The organism is Microbacterium thalassium (assembly GCF_014208045.1).
Lineage (GTDB): Bacteria > Actinomycetota > Actinomycetes > Actinomycetales > Microbacteriaceae > Microbacterium > Microbacterium thalassium.
On sequence record NZ_JACHML010000001.1, the window covers coordinates 1,340,721 to 1,356,695 of the forward strand.

General features: G+C 72.4%; 16 protein-coding genes. 10 read left to right on the forward strand and 6 right to left on the reverse strand.

Going from position 1 to position 15,975, the window contains the following annotated elements:
- Positions 1 to 20 precede the first annotated feature (20 nt).
- The 5 genes from HD594_RS06205 to HD594_RS06225 are packed head-to-tail and all read left to right on the forward strand — an operon-like array spanning position 21 to position 4,117.
- The gene (locus HD594_RS06205; RefSeq protein ID WP_184750119.1) at positions 21 to 809 is read left to right on the forward strand and encodes a patatin-like phospholipase family protein; all 789 of its coding nucleotides are present in this window, start codon (positions 21 to 23) and stop codon (positions 807 to 809) included.
- Positions 785 to 1,624, forward strand: coding sequence for a transposase (locus HD594_RS06210; protein ID WP_184750120.1), 840 nt, complete (start codon positions 785 to 787; stop codon positions 1,622 to 1,624). Before HD594_RS06205 ends, HD594_RS06210 begins: the two co-directional genes overlap by 25 nt.
- 48 nt (positions 1,625 to 1,672) lie before the next feature.
- The gene (locus HD594_RS06215; protein WP_184750121.1) at positions 1,673 to 2,386 is read left to right on the forward strand and encodes a GTP pyrophosphokinase; all 714 of its coding nucleotides are present in this window, start codon (positions 1,673 to 1,675) and stop codon (positions 2,384 to 2,386) included.
- 33 nt (positions 2,387 to 2,419) lie between these two features.
- Positions 2,420 to 3,625 (forward strand): cation:proton antiporter, encoded by a 1,206-nt coding sequence (locus HD594_RS06220; RefSeq protein WP_184750122.1) that lies wholly within the window; start codon positions 2,420 to 2,422, stop codon positions 3,623 to 3,625.
- Between the two features lie 3 nt (positions 3,626 to 3,628).
- Positions 3,629 to 4,117 (forward strand): glutaminase, encoded by a 489-nt coding sequence (locus tag HD594_RS06225; protein ID WP_246413901.1) that lies wholly within the window; start codon positions 3,629 to 3,631, stop codon positions 4,115 to 4,117.
- Here HD594_RS06225 and HD594_RS06230 read toward each other — a convergent pair.
- Positions 4,114 to 4,860 (reverse strand): glutamine amidotransferase-related protein, encoded by a 747-nt coding sequence (locus tag HD594_RS06230; protein WP_184750123.1) that lies wholly within the window; start codon positions 4,858 to 4,860, stop codon positions 4,114 to 4,116. The two genes, HD594_RS06225 and HD594_RS06230, sit on opposite strands and share 4 nt — an antisense overlap.
- A 114-nt stretch (positions 4,861 to 4,974) precedes the next feature.
- Between HD594_RS06230 and HD594_RS06235 the strand changes: the two genes are divergently transcribed.
- From HD594_RS06235 to HD594_RS06250, 4 genes are all read left to right on the forward strand, one after another.
- On the forward strand, positions 4,975 to 5,595 hold the full coding sequence (locus tag HD594_RS06235) for an RNA polymerase sigma factor (protein ID WP_246413903.1): 621 nt from the start codon (positions 4,975 to 4,977) through the stop codon (positions 5,593 to 5,595).
- Complete coding sequence (locus tag HD594_RS06240; RefSeq protein ID WP_184750125.1) at positions 5,582 to 6,052, forward strand: hypothetical protein; 471 nt, start codon at positions 5,582 to 5,584, stop codon at positions 6,050 to 6,052. Before HD594_RS06235 ends, HD594_RS06240 begins: the two co-directional genes overlap by 14 nt.
- A gap of 58 nt (positions 6,053 to 6,110) precedes the next feature.
- Positions 6,111 to 7,736: a S8 family peptidase gene (locus HD594_RS06245; protein ID WP_184750126.1), complete on the forward strand. Its 1,626-nt coding sequence runs from the start codon at positions 6,111 to 6,113 to the stop codon at positions 7,734 to 7,736.
- A gap of 76 nt (positions 7,737 to 7,812) precedes the next feature.
- Positions 7,813 to 10,293, forward strand: a complete 2,481-nt coding sequence (locus HD594_RS06250) for a CHAT domain-containing protein (RefSeq protein ID WP_184750127.1) — start codon at positions 7,813 to 7,815, stop codon at positions 10,291 to 10,293.
- Positions 10,294 to 10,499: 206 nt separating this feature from the next.
- Here HD594_RS06250 and HD594_RS06255 read toward each other — a convergent pair whose 3' ends face one another.
- A complete protein-coding gene (locus tag HD594_RS06255) occupies positions 10,500 to 11,276 on the reverse strand; it encodes a LysR family substrate-binding domain-containing protein (RefSeq protein WP_184750128.1) in 777 nt (258 codons plus the stop codon).
- 35 nt (positions 11,277 to 11,311) lie between these two features.
- Between HD594_RS06255 and HD594_RS06260 the strand changes: the two genes are divergently transcribed.
- A complete protein-coding gene (locus HD594_RS06260; protein ID WP_221446567.1) occupies positions 11,312 to 11,710 on the forward strand; it encodes a DUF1304 domain-containing protein in 399 nt (132 codons plus the stop codon).
- A gap of 13 nt (positions 11,711 to 11,723) precedes the next feature.
- On the opposite strand, the gene HD594_RS17820 is transcribed toward HD594_RS06260, so the two are convergent.
- The 4 genes from HD594_RS17820 to HD594_RS06280 all read right to left on the reverse strand — a co-directional run bounded on the left by HD594_RS17820 (position 11,724) and on the right by HD594_RS06280 (position 15,951).
- On the reverse strand, positions 11,724 to 12,335 hold the full coding sequence (locus HD594_RS17820; RefSeq protein WP_184750129.1) for a thermonuclease family protein: 612 nt from the start codon (positions 12,333 to 12,335) through the stop codon (positions 11,724 to 11,726).
- Between the two features lie 40 nt (positions 12,336 to 12,375).
- The gene (locus HD594_RS06270) at positions 12,376 to 12,783 is read right to left on the reverse strand and encodes a transferase (RefSeq protein WP_184750130.1); all 408 of its coding nucleotides are present in this window, start codon (positions 12,781 to 12,783) and stop codon (positions 12,376 to 12,378) included.
- Positions 12,784 to 13,064: 281 nt separating this feature from the next.
- Positions 13,065 to 14,438, reverse strand: coding sequence for an aspartate aminotransferase family protein (locus HD594_RS06275; protein ID WP_184750131.1), 1,374 nt, complete (start codon positions 14,436 to 14,438; stop codon positions 13,065 to 13,067).
- Positions 14,439 to 14,463: 25 nt separating this feature from the next.
- Complete coding sequence (locus HD594_RS06280; protein WP_184750132.1) at positions 14,464 to 15,951, reverse strand: CoA-acylating methylmalonate-semialdehyde dehydrogenase; 1,488 nt, start codon at positions 15,949 to 15,951, stop codon at positions 14,464 to 14,466.
- Between the last annotated feature and the right edge of the window lie 24 nt (positions 15,952 to 15,975).

Here is a 15,975-nt window from a genome sequence, read left to right on the forward strand (position 1 = left end):
ATGAGCGGACAGGGGGAGACGTGGGCGAAGACCCTTCACTGGGGCTGACGCTGGGCGGTGGCGGCGCGTTCGGCGCGGCGCACGTCGGCGTGCTCCAGGTGCTCGCCGAGCGGGGCATCCGTCCCGGACTCGTGACCGGCACCAGCTCCGGCGCGCTCGTCGGCGCGGCCTACGCGGCCGGCATCGACCCCGCGACGATCGAGGAGGCCGCGCTCCGATTCCGCTGGAGCGCGATCGCCCGGTGGTCGTTCGCCCCGCGCTGGGGCCTGCTCGACACGCGTGCCCTGACAGAGTCGGTCGACCGCGCGCTCGGCGCCGACCCGCTCATCGAAGACCTCGAGCGCCGGTTCGCCGTGGTCGCCACCGATCTGCGCACCCGGCGGGGCGTGACGATCGACACCGGACCGCTCAGCCTGGCGCTGCGGTCGACGATCGCCGTGCCCGGGCTCCTCCCGCCGGTCCGGCGCGACGGAGCGCTGCTGGCGGACGGCGGCATGGTCGACAATGTCCCGGTGGAGGCCGCTCGCGCGCTCGGCGCCACGCGCGTGATCGTGGTGCGACTGCACGCGAAGTGGGAGAACGTGCGCATGATGCGCACCGTCACGCAGACCGCCGATCTCGTGCGCGATCCGTCGGTCGTGCTCATCCAGCCCGAGATGGAGCGCATGGCGCAGTGGACCATGGCCGATGTGCCGCGCCTGATCGCCGAAGGCCGGCGCGCGGCGACGGCCTCCCTCGACGCCCGGGGTGGTCCGGACGACGAGCCGGAGGGCACAATGGCCGGATGCCGGATGCCCACGACGCCGTAGAGCTCGACGTCATCGCCGCGGAGCTGTACGCGCTGCCGCCCGGCGAATTCACGTCGGCGCGCAAGGCCCGGGCCGCGGCATCCGCACCGCCGCTCGCGAAGCTGGTCGGGGACCTCCGCAAGCCGGTGGTCTCGGCGTGGGCGGTCGATGCCCTCGTGCGCACGGGCGGCCTCGATGAGGCCCTCGACCTCGCAGCGGCGCTGCGTGAGGCCCAGGACGACCTCGACGCCGGCGAACTCGCGCAGCTCGGCCGGCAGCGCCGCGCCCTGGTGTCGGCCCTCGCCGCACAGGCGGTCGCGCTCGCCGCGGACCACGGCGTCGCGGTCAGCGCGGCAGCGCGCGAGCAGGTCGAGAAGACCATCAACGCGGCCGTGATGGATCCGGCCGCGGCCGCGGCCGTCATGACCGGCCGGCTGGTCTCGCCGCTGGAGGCCGGCGCGTTCGAGCCCGCCGACCTCGCCGCGGCGGTCGGCGGGACGCTGCCGGGGATCGAGCTGCCGGCGCCGCCCGACGACCTCGCCGAACGCCGCGCCCGCCGGGCCGCCGAGAAGGCGGCCCGCGAGGCGGAACGGGCCGCGAACGCGGCCGGTCGCGAACTGGCCGAGGTCGCGGCCCGGCGGGACAGGGTCCGCGAGCGCGCAGCCCACCTGCGCGAGCGGATCGACGACCTGCGCCGGGACCTCGCCCGTCTCGAATCCGATCTCGCCTCCGCCGACGCGACGCTCACCGAGCTCGACGACGCACACGCGGCGGCGGCCGGCGCGTCGCGCGACGCGGACCGGGCGGCCGAGCGTGCGCGATCCGCGCTCGAATGATCCCCGGCTCACAGGACCTTCGTAGACCAGCCGCCTAGGGTGTCGGGCATGGCTGTTCCCGCCGTCGCGATCGACGACGCCGACCCCGACGACACCTCGTTCACCTTCACCGCCGGCGAGCTGCGGTCGCTGCGCGACGAGATGCAGAGGTTCCTCCTCGGCTACCGCTTCGGCATGCAGGAGATCGAGACGAAGATCTCGATCCTGCGCGAGGAGTTCCTCCAGACGCACGACTACAACCCGATCGAACATGTCTCGTCGCGGCTGAAGTCCACCGACAGCCTCCTCGAGAAGGTGCAGCGCAAGGGCGTCGATGCCGACCTGCCCTCGATCCGCGAGAACATCACCGACATCGCCGGCGTGCGGATCACGTGCAGCTTCGTCGCGGACGTCTACCGCCTGTTCGACCTGCTCAGCGAGCAGGACGACATCCGCGTGCTGAACGTCAAGGACTACATCGCCGAGCCGAAGTCGAACGGGTACAAGAGCCTGCACGCGATCCTCGAGGTGCCGGTGTTCCTCTCGACCGGCCGCATCGAGGTCCCCGTCGAAGTGCAGTTCCGCACGATCGCGATGGACTTCTGGGCGAGCCTCGAGCACAAGATCTACTACAAGTACGACCGGCAGGTGCCGGGCGCGCTCCTGGACAGCCTGAAGGACGCCGCCGACACCGCCGCCGAGCTCGACACGCGCATGGAGCGGCTGCACCGCGAGATCCGGGGTGCGACCCCGACACCCGCCACCGGCGTCATCCGGCTCTGACGTTGCGAACCCGCCCGCCACTACGCTGAGCGGGTGGAACAGCATGTCGCGTCACTGCTCGCGATCGCCGTACTGGCGGTGCTCGCGCCACTCGCGTCCCGGGCGATCGGCCGGCTCGTGCGCGTCCCCGTCGTGGTCTTCGAGCTGGCGCTCGGCATCCTCGCGGGGCCGAGCCTGCTGAATCTGATCCAGCCGGGCGAGGTCGTGTCGACCCTCAGCGAATTCGGCCTCGCACTGCTGTTCTTCGTCGCCGGAACCGAGATCCAGGCCAGTGCCCTGCGGGGCCGCACCGGCCAGCGCGCGTGGATGGGGTGGTTCGTCAGCGTCATCGCGGGCGTCGCGGTCGGGTGGCTGCTGGTGCCCGGCGAACCCGCGGTCATCATCGGAATCGCGCTGACATCGACGGCGCTGGGCACGCTGCTGCCGATCCTGCGCGACGCCGGAGAGATGAAGACGCCGTTCGGAAAGGCCGTGAGCGCGCTCGGCACGGTGGGGGAGTTCGGGCCGCTCATCGCGATCTCGGTCTTTCTCGGCGGACGCAACCCGGGGGTGGCCACCCTTGTTCTGCTGCTGTTCGCCGTCATCGCGGGCTTCGCCGTGTGGTTCGCGATGCGCGTGCCGAAGGGGCGACTGCACGAGATCGTCAGCGCCACACTGCACACCTCCGGCCAGTTCGCCGTCCGGGCGATGTTCCTGATCATCGCCGTCCTGGTCGCGCTGAGCATCGTGCTGCAGATCGACCTGCTCCTGGGGGCGTTCACCGCCGGTGTGGTGTGGCGCCTGGCGATGCGCGAGGCCGCCGAGAGCGACCAGAAGGCGGTCGAGAGCAAGGTCGAGGGCATCGCCTTCGGCTTCTTCGTGCCGATCTTCTTCATCTACACCGGCGTCACCTTCGACCTCCAGGCCCTGATCGACGACCCGGGCCTGCTCGCCTACGTCGCGCTCGCGCTGCTGGCGATGCTCGTCGTTCGCGGCATCCCGTCCACGATCGTGGCCGAGCCCGGGGCGACGCTGCGCGAACGCGCGTCGCTGCTGCTGATGGGATCGACGGGGCTGCCGATCATCGTCGCCGTGACCTCGATCGGCGTGTCCGAGAAGATCCTCACCACGGCCCACGCGGCGATCCTCGTCGGCGCCGGCATGCTCTCGGTGCTGATCTTCCCGCTGGTCGCGATGGGGCTGCGGGGCGAGTCTCCCCGGCAGATCGGGCCTTTCCCGCAGGACGACGACGTGGCGTGACCCATGAGGGACGTCTTCGCCGCCATGTTCGCCGATGCCCGCGACCGGCTCGCCGGCGCTCCGCGTGAGGCCCTCGGCGAGCTGATCCGGCCGCGCCGCGTGCTGGGGATCGCCCGCGCCGAGCGGATCGTGCCGCGAGGCACCGCGTGGCACCTGGGCGCGCTGCTGCTCACCGACACCGCGGTGCTGGCCACCGGCGACGTCGTCCGGTCCCGGCAGGAGGTCCGTCGCGGATACACCGCCGCCGCGCAGCGCCGCCGCGCCGAACTCGCCGCAGCGGCGCGACGGGGTGGATTCGCCGAGGGCGAGACGGTCCACATCGGGTGGCGGGTGCTCGACACGACGGATGCGTCGGGTGCGGCATCCGCTCCCCTCGCGATCGTCCGCGGCGTGCCGAGCGTGCGCTGGAGCGCCCAGGGCGGGTACATGCCGCTTCGGTCATACCTCGACGAGCGGATCGCGCTGCTGCGGGATCCGCCGGCGGGCGCCTAGTCCGTGGGGCCGAACCGCTTGGCGAACGCGCGCAGCAGGCGCGTGGGTTCGGTGACGGATGCCGCGCGCACGCGCCCGGCCACCTCGTCGAAGGCATCCGAGTCGAAGTAGCCGTCGTTGCGATACACCACCATGCGCGCCACGAAGGCGTCCGCGGTCGGCTCGGGATGGAACTGGACCGCGTACAGGCGGTCGCCGACCCGGTACGCCTGCACCGGGCACTCCTCGTTCGCCGCGAGGTGGACGGCACCCGGCGGCGGCTCGCTGCTTCCCTCCTTGTGCGCGGTGAGGGCCGAGAAGCGGTGCGCGAGGGCGCCGAAGAGCGGGTCGCGCGCCGCTTCCGGAGTGAGGTCCACCCGTGCCGGTCCGGTGTCTTCGGGGAACCCGCGTGTGACCTCGCCGCCGAGCATCCGCGTGACGACGCCGATGCCGTAGCAGGTGAACATCGCAGCCGGCCCCGAGCCGTCGGCGATGCCCGCGGCCACGCGCTCGAGCGCCGCCTCGACCTGTCGCTGCGCATCGGTCTTGGTGTGCTCGGGGTCGGTGAGATTGAACGGGCTGCCGCCGACGACGAAGCCGCTGTAGCGGTCGAGCACGTCGTCGGGCAGCTGCTCGCGCACGAGATCGAGGTGATCCAGCTGCGCGGCGTCGAGCTTCATCGCGGTTCGGAAGGATTCGTATTCCGCCTGCGCGGCATCGCGCTGCGGACGCGCGCACAGGTACAGCATCGGCGCGGTGGGCATGCGTGAAGTCTAGGTCGCGCGACGGCATCCGACGAGACCGGGCGAGATATATCCGTCGCGATGTATCAGCAGGGGTCTATCGCGCTCTGTGCCGGTGTGGACACAATGGGCGCCATGACGAATGCGGAACCGGACGCATCCGTGGGCACTGGGGAACCGGCGCGCTGGGAGCGCGCCGCCGAGTACTTCCTGCGCTGGCGGGACGGGGATGCGCGCGCCATGGACGAACTGGTGCGCCTCATGACGCCGCCGCTGTGGCACGTCGTGCGGGCCTACGGGCTCGACCGTGCGCTGGCTGAGGATGTCGTCCAGACGACGTGGCTGACACTCGTGCGCCGGCACGAGTCCATCCAGGACCCGCAGGCCGTGTCCGGCTGGCTGACGATGTGCGCGCGCCGCGAAGCCTGGCGCGTCGGCAAGCAGCACCGCCGCGCGGACGCCACCGAGGCCGAGGCGCTCGAGCCCCACCTTCCCGCCCAGGAGTCCGCAGAGCAGACCGCCGCCACCGATGACGAAGCCCATCGGCTCTGGCGGGCGGTCGGCACGCTCAACGAAAGATGCCAGCGGCTCCTGAGGATCGTCGCGTTCGAGGAGCGACCCGACTACGCGCGCATCGCCGAGGACCTCGCGATGCCGATCGGGTCGATCGGGCCGACGCGTCAGCGCTGCCTGGCCAAACTCCGCGCCGAACTCGAGGGCGCCGGATGGGGAGGAGACGACGATGGAGAAGGATGACTACGCCACGGACGCGGCGATCTTCGCGCGGATGCGCGACGCGTGGAGCGAGATCGATCCCGTGCCCGCCGACCTGGTCGACCGTATGGTCGCGGCCGTCGCCGTCGAGGACCTCTCGCGCGAGTACGCGCTGCTGACGCTCGTCGAGACGGCGGAACTGGGAGCGGTCCGCGGCGACACCGACACAGCGACGCTGCAGTTCAGCGACGGCACGACCAGCGTGCTGCTGCACATCGCCGCGACCGAGAGCGGCGGACGCCGCGTCGACGGGTGGGTCGACGGCGATGCGCTCGCGGTGCGACTGGTGCACGGCGAACGCGACTGGTCGGCGGAATCGGGCGAGCACGGGCGATTCGCGTTCGACGAGGTTCCGTCCGGGCTCGCGCGCCTGCGCCTGGTGATCCGGCGGCCCGACGGCGAACTGAGCGAGTTCCAGACCCCGCAGTTCGAGGTGTGACCCGGGGCGCGCGGCCGCCCGGAGCGGCCGGCGCCAGAGACTCTGAGGAGACCAGAAGATGAGCGATCTGCCCCCCGACGACGCTGCCCGCGGCTCGGCCCAGGCCGGAGACGGACGCGGCGACTGGCGACAGCGGTACGACGCCGCACGCGCACAGGGCGTGCCGCTGGACCCGACCAGCGAACCCGTCCCGGGGGTGACCGCCTACCCGACGTCGTACGCGCCGGACCACCTGCTGGTCACAGACGGTGGCCGCGCCGGCGAGCTGATCGAGATCCTCGCACCCGCGGCGGCCGACTTCGGCTGGGGGATCGCCCTGCGCAACCTCGACGGATCCGACCTCGAACTCGAGACGGCGTACGACCGGGCCCGTCGGGGACGGGAGCGCTTCGGCCTGCCCACCATCTACCGCGTCGACATCTTCGCCCAGCCGAGCCCGGATCGCGACGACCAGCCGGTTCCGCCGATCGACGCGTGGCGCCTCTTGCAGCGTGCCCGAGCGCGCACCGGCATCGATCTGGAAGGCGTGTCGCTGGACCATGTGCTCAGCGTCGATCCGTTCGGACGGACCAACCCGTTCGGTCGCACCAATCCCTTCGGGCGGACGAACCCGTTCGGCCGCACCAACCCGTTCGGCCGCACCAACGCGCCGGGGACCGACAGCTATCTCGAGCCGGGGAGCGGCGGGAGGCAGGTCGTCCAGTACATCGGCGCCGCCCCTGAGCCGCGGATCGCCGTCGCAGAAGGCGGGCGTCGCCCGGTCGTCGCCGTCCTCGACACCGGATGCGGCGAGCACGCGTGGCTTCCCGACTCGATCGTCACACGCAAGCCGGTGTTCGACGGCAAGGTCATCGGGATCGACGACGACACCACCGACCCCGAGGCGCTCGGCGACGTCTCCGGGCCGTTCGACGGCGAGCTGGACGCATCCGCCGGTCACGGAACGTTCATCGCCGGGATCGTCCGGCAGGTGTGCCCGGAGGCCGAGATCATCTCCGTCCGGGTGGCCGACAGCCAGGGGACGATGCTCGAGGGCGCGTTCATGTACGCGGTGCGGACGCTGGTGAAGTGGATGGTCACACCCGTCGCCGACGGCGGGCGTCGGATCGACGTTCTGAACATGTCGCTCGGGTACTACCACGAGACGCCGGAGGACGTGCTCTTCGACCGCACGCTGAGCCGGCTGCTCGCGATCGCACGCGCGGCGGGGTGCGCGGTGGTGTGCTCGGCGGGCAACGAGGCGACCGACCGGCCGACCTTTCCGGCGGCGCTGTGGAACTGGCCCGGAGCCGACTACACCGTGGAGGAGCCGGCCGGTGCGGATGCCGCCCCCCACGTGTCCGTCGGGGCGCTCAACCCCAACGGCAGCGTCGCGCTGTTCAGCAACATCGGCGGCTGGGTGCGGACCTACGCGCCGGGAGCCGCCGTGCTCAGCACATCGCCGCCCTTCGAGGGCGGGGTCCAGGCGGGCAGCCGCGACGACCGCGGAGGCATGCGACGAGAGACGATCGATCCCGATGACTACACGGGAGGGTTCGCGCTGTGGAGCGGCACCTCGTTCGCCGCACCGCACGTGGCCGGCAGGCTGGCGGCCGCGCTCGTTCCGGTGCTCGCCGAGAGCGACCAGCCTGCGGCCCGATGCGCTGCCGTGATGACGGAGGCGGCGGGGCGGCCTCTCGCCTGACCCGGGGCCGGCGGATCGGCGTCGACCGATCGGCGGCTGTGTCGTGCCGGTCGACGGCGAGCGCCAAGATGGGGGAATGGGGCGATCGCCGGAGGAGCTGCATGCCGCGGGGGTGGAGCACGCCAACGCCGGTCGGTTCGGTCCGGCGCGACGCGACCTCGAAGCTGGACTGCGCTCCACCACCGACCCCGATCTGCGGGCGCGGATCTCGGGGACGCTCGCGTGGGTGGCGAGCAGGACCGGCGACCCCGCCGGGGGCGAGCGGATCTGCACCGAAGCGCTGGCCTCGCCCGGGCTCGCGCCATCCACGGTGGCGGTGCTCGCGGGCCAGATGGGCGCGATCGCGGAGCAGCTCGGCCGGCTCGCCGATGCCGAGCGCTGGCTCACGCGCGCGATCGAGGCCGATGCCCAGGAGTCGACCACACTCGGGACTTTCGTCGTCAACCGGACGCTGGTGAACATCCACCGCCGCCGGCTCGACGAGGCCGCGGCTGACGCGGCGCGGGCGAGCGAGATCTTCGCGCACGTCGGGCAGCCGGTCGATCAGGCCGAGGCCCGGCACAACGAGGGGTATGTCGCCCTCCTGCGCGGCGACCTCGTCGAAGCGCTCAGCGCGATGTCCCAAGCGCGCGCCGTGCTCGGCGCGGAGTCGCCGGCGCACGCCGCCGTGTGCGATGCCGACCGCGCCCAGGTCCTGCGCGACGCCGGGCTCACGGCCGAAGCGGAAAGGCTGCTCGCCGACGCGGCGGACGTCTTCGGCGCGAACCGCATGACCGGCGACCGGGCGGTGTCCGAGTTCCACCTGGCCAGGTCGCTCATCCTGCATGATCCCGCGGCGGCGCGGCGGGTCGCGGTGACGGCCGCCCGGCGCTTCCGGTCGCTCGGGAATCACGCCTGGGCGGCGCGGGCCGAAGCCGTGCGCATGCGGGCCGAGCTCTCGGAGGGTCAGGTGCTCCCGTCGGGGCGTCGTCAGACGTCGCCGGGCAGGGCGCCGTCGCGCGCGCGGATCGAATCGCTCGCGGCCGAACTCGACGCGCACGGCTTCGCCGACGAAGGGGTCGCGCTGCGGTTGACGCGCGAGCTCTGGGCCGCCCGCCGCGGCGCGCCGGCCGAAGGCGGTGCGCGGCGCGTGGGGACCACCGCGACGGCGTCGCTCGAGGTCAGGCTGCTCGTGCAGGAGGTGTGGTCGGCACGTGCGGCGGCACGCGGGCGGTTCGCCGACGCGCGCCGGACCGCGGCGGTCGGACTCGAGCTGCTCGACGGCTGGCAGAGCGCGTTCGGAAGTCTCGACCTGCAGACGTCGGCCGTCATGCACGGCAACGGGCTCCTCGCGCTCGGGCTCGCCGCCGCTGTTCGCTCGGGCCGTCCGGAGACCGTGTTCGACTGGTCGGAGCGCGCGCGCCATCTGAGCATGCAGGTGATCCCGCTGCGTCCGCCGCCCGACCACGAACTCGCTGATTCGCTCGCCGAGCTTCGCGTGCTGCGCGCGGAAGGCGGCGACTGGCTGGCGAGTCCGCGGGCGGCCGAACTGCAGAACAGGGTGCGAGAGCGCCAGTGGGCGGCCACCGGAACCGCCGCCGTTCAGCGTCCCGTCGGCCTCGAGGATGCGCGCGCCGCTCTGGATGCCGAGACCGCCCTGATCGCGTACGTCTTCTCGGGCGACGCGCTCCACGCGCTGGTGGTCACGCCCGACCGCACGCGGCTGCTGCCGATCCCGGCGTGGCGTGCGGTTCGCGACGCCGTCCCCGGGCTTCGCGCAGACCTCGACGTCGCCGCGAGCGTGCGATCGGGCCCGATGGCGGCCGTGGTGAGGCGCTCCCTCGAGGACCGCCTCGGCGTGCTGTCACGCCACCTGGTGGACGGTCCGGTCGCCGCGGCGGGGGCCCGCCGCCTCGTCATCACCGTGCCGGGCCTGCTCAGCGGGATCCCCTGGGCGATGCTTCCGGCACTCCACGGCCGCGTCTTCACGCTGGCTTCGAGTGCGACCCGGTGGGTGGCGATGCGCGCCGCGGTCGCGCGACGTCCGGCGCGCGTGGGATTCGCGGTCGGCCCGCGCGTGCTCCGCGGCGAGGAGGAGGTCGCGCGCGGCGCGGCAGCGTGGCAGCGGTCCGAGGTGCTCGAGGGCGATCGGGCCTCGGTGGGCGGCGTCTCCCGCCTCGCCGGCGAGGTGGATCTCCTCCACGTCGCCGCCCACGGACGCCACGCGGCCGACAACCCGCTCTTCTCCGGCCTCGAACTCGCCGACGGCACGCTGTTCGGATACGACCTCGACCTGGTCGGCCGTGTCCCCGGCACCGTCGTCCTGTCCTCGTGCGAGGTCGGACGATCGTCGGTCCGGTGGGGGGAGGAGGCGGTCGGCATGACGCGCACGTGGCTGCACGCCGGTTCGCACTGCGTGGTCGCCGCTCCCGTCGTGGTGGCCGATGACGACGCGTGCGAACTGCTCGGCGCCCTGCACGCGGAGCTCTCCGCGAGGCCGCCGGCCGAAGCGCTCGCGGCCGCGGCCGAGCGCACCGGCATCCGGGCCCCCTTCCAGGTGCACGGCGCCGGATTCTGACGTGTCGCGGATTCTTTCGGCGGGCATGTATCAGGCGCCCGGTCGCGGCCTCTTCCCCTTCGGAAGCACTCACGCAGCTCGCGCTCACGGAACGGTGACCGGGCACTGGGGGCAGGAAGGCCGGGGGGACGCGCCGGGGGGCGTCGAGACCTTCCGAGTGCTTCCGGGGGATGTCGCAGAGACCCAGGTCGGCGACATCCCCTCTCTCATGTCCGGGACGAGTTCGCGGTGCGCCCCCGCACGATCCCGATGAACGTCTCGACCAGCGGGGTCGTGCCCTCCTCCGGCCACGCGAGCCCGACCGGCGACGGGGGGCCTCCGCGCAGCGGCCGGTACTCCGCGTCCTTGCGGCGGTGCAGGCGCGCGAGCGACATCGGGACGATCACGATCCCGACGCCGGTCGCCGCCGTGGCGATCGCCTGCTCGGTGTCCTCCGGCGGGTCGAATGAGGGACGGATGCCGCCCGGCACGCCGACCGCGAGCACATCGTCGCGCGGCACGATGATCACCTCGCCGGCGAGGTCGGCGAGGTCGAGCTCGTCGGCGGCGGTGAGGTGGGAGTCCTTCGACGCCACCACCACCGGGACCTCTTCGTACAGCGGGATGACGTGAAGTCCCTCGTCGTCCGCGATCGGAAGCCGGACGAGGGCGGCGTCGACCTCGCCGTCCGCGAGCGCGCGGCGCTGGTCCGCGACGGTCACCGGCGTGAGGACGAGCTCGACCTGCGGCATCCGCTCGTGCCAGATGTCGATCCACTTGCCGGGCGTCGCGCCGGGGATCGCGCCGAGCCGGAAAGGGCCCTCGGGTGCGGGGTCCGGGGCTTGTGCGACACCCGCGTCGCGCGAGCGCTGCGCGGATGCCGCGGGGCGCTGCGCGCGGCCGCCGTGCCGCGAGGCGCTGCCGGTCCGGCCGGCGCCGGCGCCGCGCTTGGCGCCGCCCGCGCCGCGCGGGGGCTTGCGTGGGCCGCCGCCGCGTTTCGCCATGCCGCCCAGCGTAGCCCGGGCGATATGGTTCGCTCATGATCGCGATCATCGCCACGGTCTTCGCCGCGCTCGCGGCACTGCTGCACGTCTACATCTTCGTGATGGAGAGCGTCCAGTGGGCGCGTCCCGTGATCTGGCGGCGATTCGGGGTGCCCGACCAGGCCGCCGCCGACATCGTCCGGCCGATGGCCTACAACCAGGGCTTCTACAACCTCTTCCTCGCGATCGGCGCGACCCTCGGGATCGTCCTCTTCTGGGCCGGTGCCCCCGAGACCGTCGCCGAGGTCGCCGGGCGCACGCTGATCCTGTTCACGCTGGGGTCGATGGCGGCGGCCGCGCTCGTGCTGATCACGACCGGCCGGAAGTACCTGCGCGCGGCGCTCACCCAGGGGACGCTGCCGATCATCGGCTTCGTGCTGATGCTGTTCGCGTGAGAGTCCCGGCGGCTCAGGAGCAGGCGCTCCACTGGCCCGCGCCGGCGGTGCTCGCCGCCGCCTCGGCGCCCGCGAACAGCTCCGCGTAGCTGTCGTTCGGCGCCACCCGCAGGGCCTCGGCGGCGCCCGCGTCGATCAGCTGCTCGTTGACGAAGACGCCGTCCGGCGTCCACAGATACAGCAGGACGCGTCCGTAGCGGTCGTGCCACTCGGTGTCGGGTGCGGCCCACAGCGTCGACCCCTCGGGCGCGAGGTCGCGCAGCGCCTCGGTGGCCTCGGAGCCCCAGCACTCCTCGTCGGGGTAGGTCTCGGGCGTGTCGATGCCGATGAGGCGCACCGAGACCGCTTCGGCGTCGGGCATGACCGGGTTCGGCTCCTGCGCCGACGCCTTCACGGTGTCGCCGTCGATGATGTGCTCCACCGTGATCGCGAACGCATCCGCGGGCGGTCCGGTCACGGCCGGCGCCGGGGTCTGCGCGACGGGCGCCGGGGGAGCGCCGTCGTCGCGCGGTTCCAGCAGACCGCTGAGGCTCAGCCACGCGAGCGCGGCCACGACGACCGCGATGATGGCGATCGAAGCACCGAGCGCGCCCGTCCGGCGCGGACGACGTGCGCTGCGGTCCACACCCGCACACTACCGAGGTGAGCCGGCTCGCGGCGCGCCGTCAGGCCGCGTGACGCTCGCCGCGGCGGTCGGTGGCGACGCGCTCGCCGTCGTCGATGGTCACGTCGTCGCCGATGAGCGAGCCGACCGCGACCCTCGCGCCCGCGCCGATGTAGGCGCGGATGCCGATCTTCGAGCCTGCGCCGATGGCGGCGCCGGGACCGATGTGGGCGTGGGTGGCGATGTCGGCATCCGGGCCGATGACGGCATCGGACTCGATCCAGGCGCCGCGACCGATGTGCGCGCGCTCTGCGATCCGGACGCCCGGTTCGACGTAGGCACCCGTCTCCACGATGGCGGTCGCGTGCACCTTGGCCCCGTGCGCGATCAGTCCCCGGCCGTTGGCGTGCTTGCGATAGCGCAGCGTCTCGCCCCGGTCGTTCTCGATGTCGACGTAGTTCTTGCCCACTGTCCCCTCCTGCGGCCCCGCACGGGGCCGAGTAAAGAAAGAACACGGCGGCTGCCGGATTCATTCCCCCGAATCGAATTCATTCTCTGGAATCTTCTTCCGGTCGAATGCCCCATTCGGATGCAGCACGAGGCGATCCGGTCGGGCGCGGGGTTCGAAACGGCGGGGATCCTCGCGCGAAACGGCGGGGATCCTCCGCGGCGCGCCGGTCCCGCAGGTCGGGAGCGCGGCGTGTCGCGCGGGATCCCCGCCGTTCGATACGAGGCGGGTGGCCGAGCGGCTCAGCGCACGTGGCGATCGGCCGACGTGAGGGCCCGGTCGATGACGTTCAGCCCGCGGACGAGCTCGTCCTCGGCGATCACCAGCGGCGGTGCGACGTGCATGCGGTTGAAGTGCGTGAACGGCCACACGCCCTCGGCCTTGCAGGCCGCGGCGATCTCGGCCATGGGGGCCGCATCCTTGCCGCTCGCGTTGAACGGCACCAGCTGCTCGCGGGTCCCGCGGTCCTTCACCAGCTCGATCGCCCAGAACAGTCCCCGTCCGCGCACGTCGCCGATCGACGGGTGGCGCTCGGCCATCTCGCGCAGGCGCGGCTCGACGACCCGGGTGCCCAGGTCCCGTACGCGCTCGAGGATGCCGTCGCGCTCGAAGACCTCGAACGTCGCCACGCCGGCGGCGCACGCCAGCGGGTGGCCCGAGTACGTGAGCCCGCCCGGGAAGGTCAGCGTGTCGAAGTGCGACGCGATCCGCTCCGAGATCACGACGCCGCCCAGCGGCACGTAGCCGGAGTTCACGCCCTTGGCGAAGGTGATGAGGTCGGGTGTGACATCGAACGCCTGGAAGGCGAACCACTCGCCGATGCGGCCGAACCCGACCATCACCTCGTCGGCGATGTAGACGATGCCGAACCGGTCGCACAGCTCGCGGACGCCCGCGAGATAGCCCGGGGGCGGCACGAGCACGCCGTTGGTGCCGACGACCGTCTCGATGATGATCGCGGCGATCGTCGAGGCGCCTTCGAGCACGATCGTCTGCTCGAGATGCTCCAGCGCGCGCTGCGTCTCCTGCTCCTGCGAGGAGGAGTGGAACGCCGATCGGTACGGGTACGGCCCGAAGAAGTGCGCCACCGAGCCGTCCGCCGGCTCGTTCTGCCAGCGCCGCGGGTCGCCGGTGAGCGTGATCGCCGTGGAGGTGTTGCCGTGGTAGCTGCGGTACATCGACAGCACCTTGCGGCGGCCCGTCACCAGGCGTGCCATGCGCACCGCGTTCTCGTTCGCGTCGGCGCCGCCGTTGGTGAAGAAGACCTTCTCGAAGCCGTCGCCCGCGACCTCGGCGATGCGCCGCGCGAGGTCGCCGCGGACGTCGTTGGCCATCGAGGGCTGGATCGTCGCCAGACGCCCCGCCTGCTCCTGGATCGCCCGGACGAGGTCCGGATGCTGGTGGCCGAGGTTCAGGTTCACCAGCTGCGAGCTGAAGTCGAGGTAGCTGTTGCCGGCGTAGTCCCAGAACGTCGCGCCGTCGCCGCCGGCGACCGGAAGCGGGTCGATCAGGGCCTGCGCGCTCCACGAGTGGAACACGTGTGCGCGGTCGTCCGCGCGCACGCGCGCCTCGGCGTCGCGGTCGGGCAGGGTGCCGGGCTGCTCGATGAGCGTCATGGTGTCCTTTCGGGGGCGCGGCGGATCAGTGGTTGCTCGGGAAGCCGAGGTCGACCTGGGAGGGGGTGTGGTCGGGCCAGCGCGTGGTCACGACCTTCGAGCGCGTGTAGAAGTGGATCGACTCGGGTCCGTAGATGTGCGAGTCGCCGAACAGCGAGTTCTTCCAGCCTCCGAACGAGTAGGCGCCGATCGGGACGGGGATCGGCACGTTCACGCCGACCATCCCCACCTCGATGTCGACCTCGAACTGACGGGCGGTGCCGCCGTCGCGCGTGAAGATCGCGGTGCCGTTGGCGAACGGGCTGGAGTTGATCAGCTCGACCGCCTCGTCGTAGGTGTCCACGCGCACGACCGAGAGCACGGGACCGAAGATCTCGTCGTCGTAGACCTTCATGCCGGGCTTGACGTCGTCGACGAGCGAGACGCCGACGAAGAATCCGTCGCCGTCGAACTCCTGCGCCGTGCCGTCGACGACGACCTTCGCGCCCTCGGCCTCGGCGCCCGTGACGTACGAGGCGACCTTGTCGCGGTGCTCGCGCGTGATGAGCGGACCCATGTCGCTGGACGGATCGGTGCCGTCGCCGATCGTGAGGCCCTTCACGGCGGCGGCGACCTTCGCGACGAGGGCGTCCGCGACCTGGTCGCCGACGGCCACCAGCACCGACACGGCCATGCAGCGCTCGCCGGCGGAGCCGTAGGCGGCCGAGACGGCGGCGTTCGCGGCGCCGTCGAGGTCGGCATCCGGCATCACGACCATGTGGTTCTTCGCGCCGCCGAGGGCTTGGACGCGCTTGCCGTTCGCCGTGCCGCGCTGGTAGATCGAGCGGGCGACCGGCGTCGAGCCGACGAAGCTGACCGCCTTGACGTCGGGGGAGTCGAGGATGGCGTCCACGGCGACCTTGTCGCCGTGGACGACGTTGAGGACGCCCGCGGGAAGACCCGCCTCTTCGAACAGCTTCGCGAGGTACACCGACGCGCTCGGGTCCTTCTCGCTGGGCTTGAGGACAACGGTGTTGCCGCACGCGATGGCCGACGCGGTCATCCACAGCGGGACCATGGCGGGGAAGTTGAACGGCGTGATCGCGCCCACGACGCCCACCGGCTGCTTGACCGAGTGGACGTCGACGCCGCGGGCGACCTGCTCGCTGCGCTCGCCCTTCAGCAGGTGCACGAGGCCGGCGGCGAACTCGACGTTCTCGATGCCGCGGCTGATCTCGCCCTTCGCGTCCGCGAGCACCTTGCCGTGCTCGCGCGTGAGGATCGCGGCCAGCTCGTCCTGACGCTCGATCAGCAGCTGGCGGAGCCGGAAGAACACGTCCGCGCGCTTGACCAGCCCGGAGGAGCGCCACGCCGGGAGGGCCGCCTTGGCGGCCGCGATGGCGGCCTCGACCTCGTCGGCGGAGGCGAACGCGACCTCGGCGGCGACCTCGCCGGTGGCGGGGTTGAAGACCGGTCCGGTGCGATCTGCGGCACCCGTCTCCTGGCCGGCGATCACGTGGCGGATGAGCGTCATGGTGTTCCTCTCGGGGGCTTCTCG

Excerpts from the sequence above, each read along its gene's own strand:
- HD594_RS06245 (WP_184750126.1), top strand. The coding sequence starts at position 6,111 with ATGAGCGATCTGCCCCCCGACGACGCTGCCCGCGGCTCGGCCCAGGCC.
- HD594_RS06210 (WP_184750120.1), top strand. The coding sequence starts at position 785 with ATGCCGGATGCCCACGACGCCGTAGAGCTCGACGTCATCGCCGCGGAG.
- HD594_RS06260 (WP_221446567.1), top strand. The coding sequence starts at position 11,312 with ATGATCGCGATCATCGCCACGGTCTTCGCCGCGCTCGCGGCACTGCTG.
- HD594_RS06225 (WP_246413901.1), top strand. The coding sequence starts at position 3,629 with ATGAGGGACGTCTTCGCCGCCATGTTCGCCGATGCCCGCGACCGGCTC.
- HD594_RS06215 (WP_184750121.1), top strand. The coding sequence starts at position 1,673 with ATGGCTGTTCCCGCCGTCGCGATCGACGACGCCGACCCCGACGACACC.
- HD594_RS06250 (WP_184750127.1), top strand. The coding sequence starts at position 7,813 with ATGGGGCGATCGCCGGAGGAGCTGCATGCCGCGGGGGTGGAGCACGCC.
- HD594_RS06275 (WP_184750131.1), bottom strand. The coding sequence starts at position 14,438 with ATGACGCTCATCGAGCAGCCCGGCACCCTGCCCGACCGCGACGCCGAG.
- HD594_RS06280 (WP_184750132.1), bottom strand. The coding sequence starts at position 15,951 with ATGACGCTCATCCGCCACGTGATCGCCGGCCAGGAGACGGGTGCCGCA.
- HD594_RS06230 (WP_184750123.1), bottom strand. The coding sequence starts at position 4,860 with ATGCCCACCGCGCCGATGCTGTACCTGTGCGCGCGTCCGCAGCGCGAT.
- HD594_RS06240 (WP_184750125.1), top strand. The coding sequence starts at position 5,582 with ATGGAGAAGGATGACTACGCCACGGACGCGGCGATCTTCGCGCGGATG.
- HD594_RS06255 (WP_184750128.1), bottom strand. The coding sequence starts at position 11,276 with ATGGCGAAACGCGGCGGCGGCCCACGCAAGCCCCCGCGCGGCGCGGGC.
- HD594_RS06235 (WP_246413903.1), top strand. The coding sequence starts at position 4,975 with ATGACGAATGCGGAACCGGACGCATCCGTGGGCACTGGGGAACCGGCG.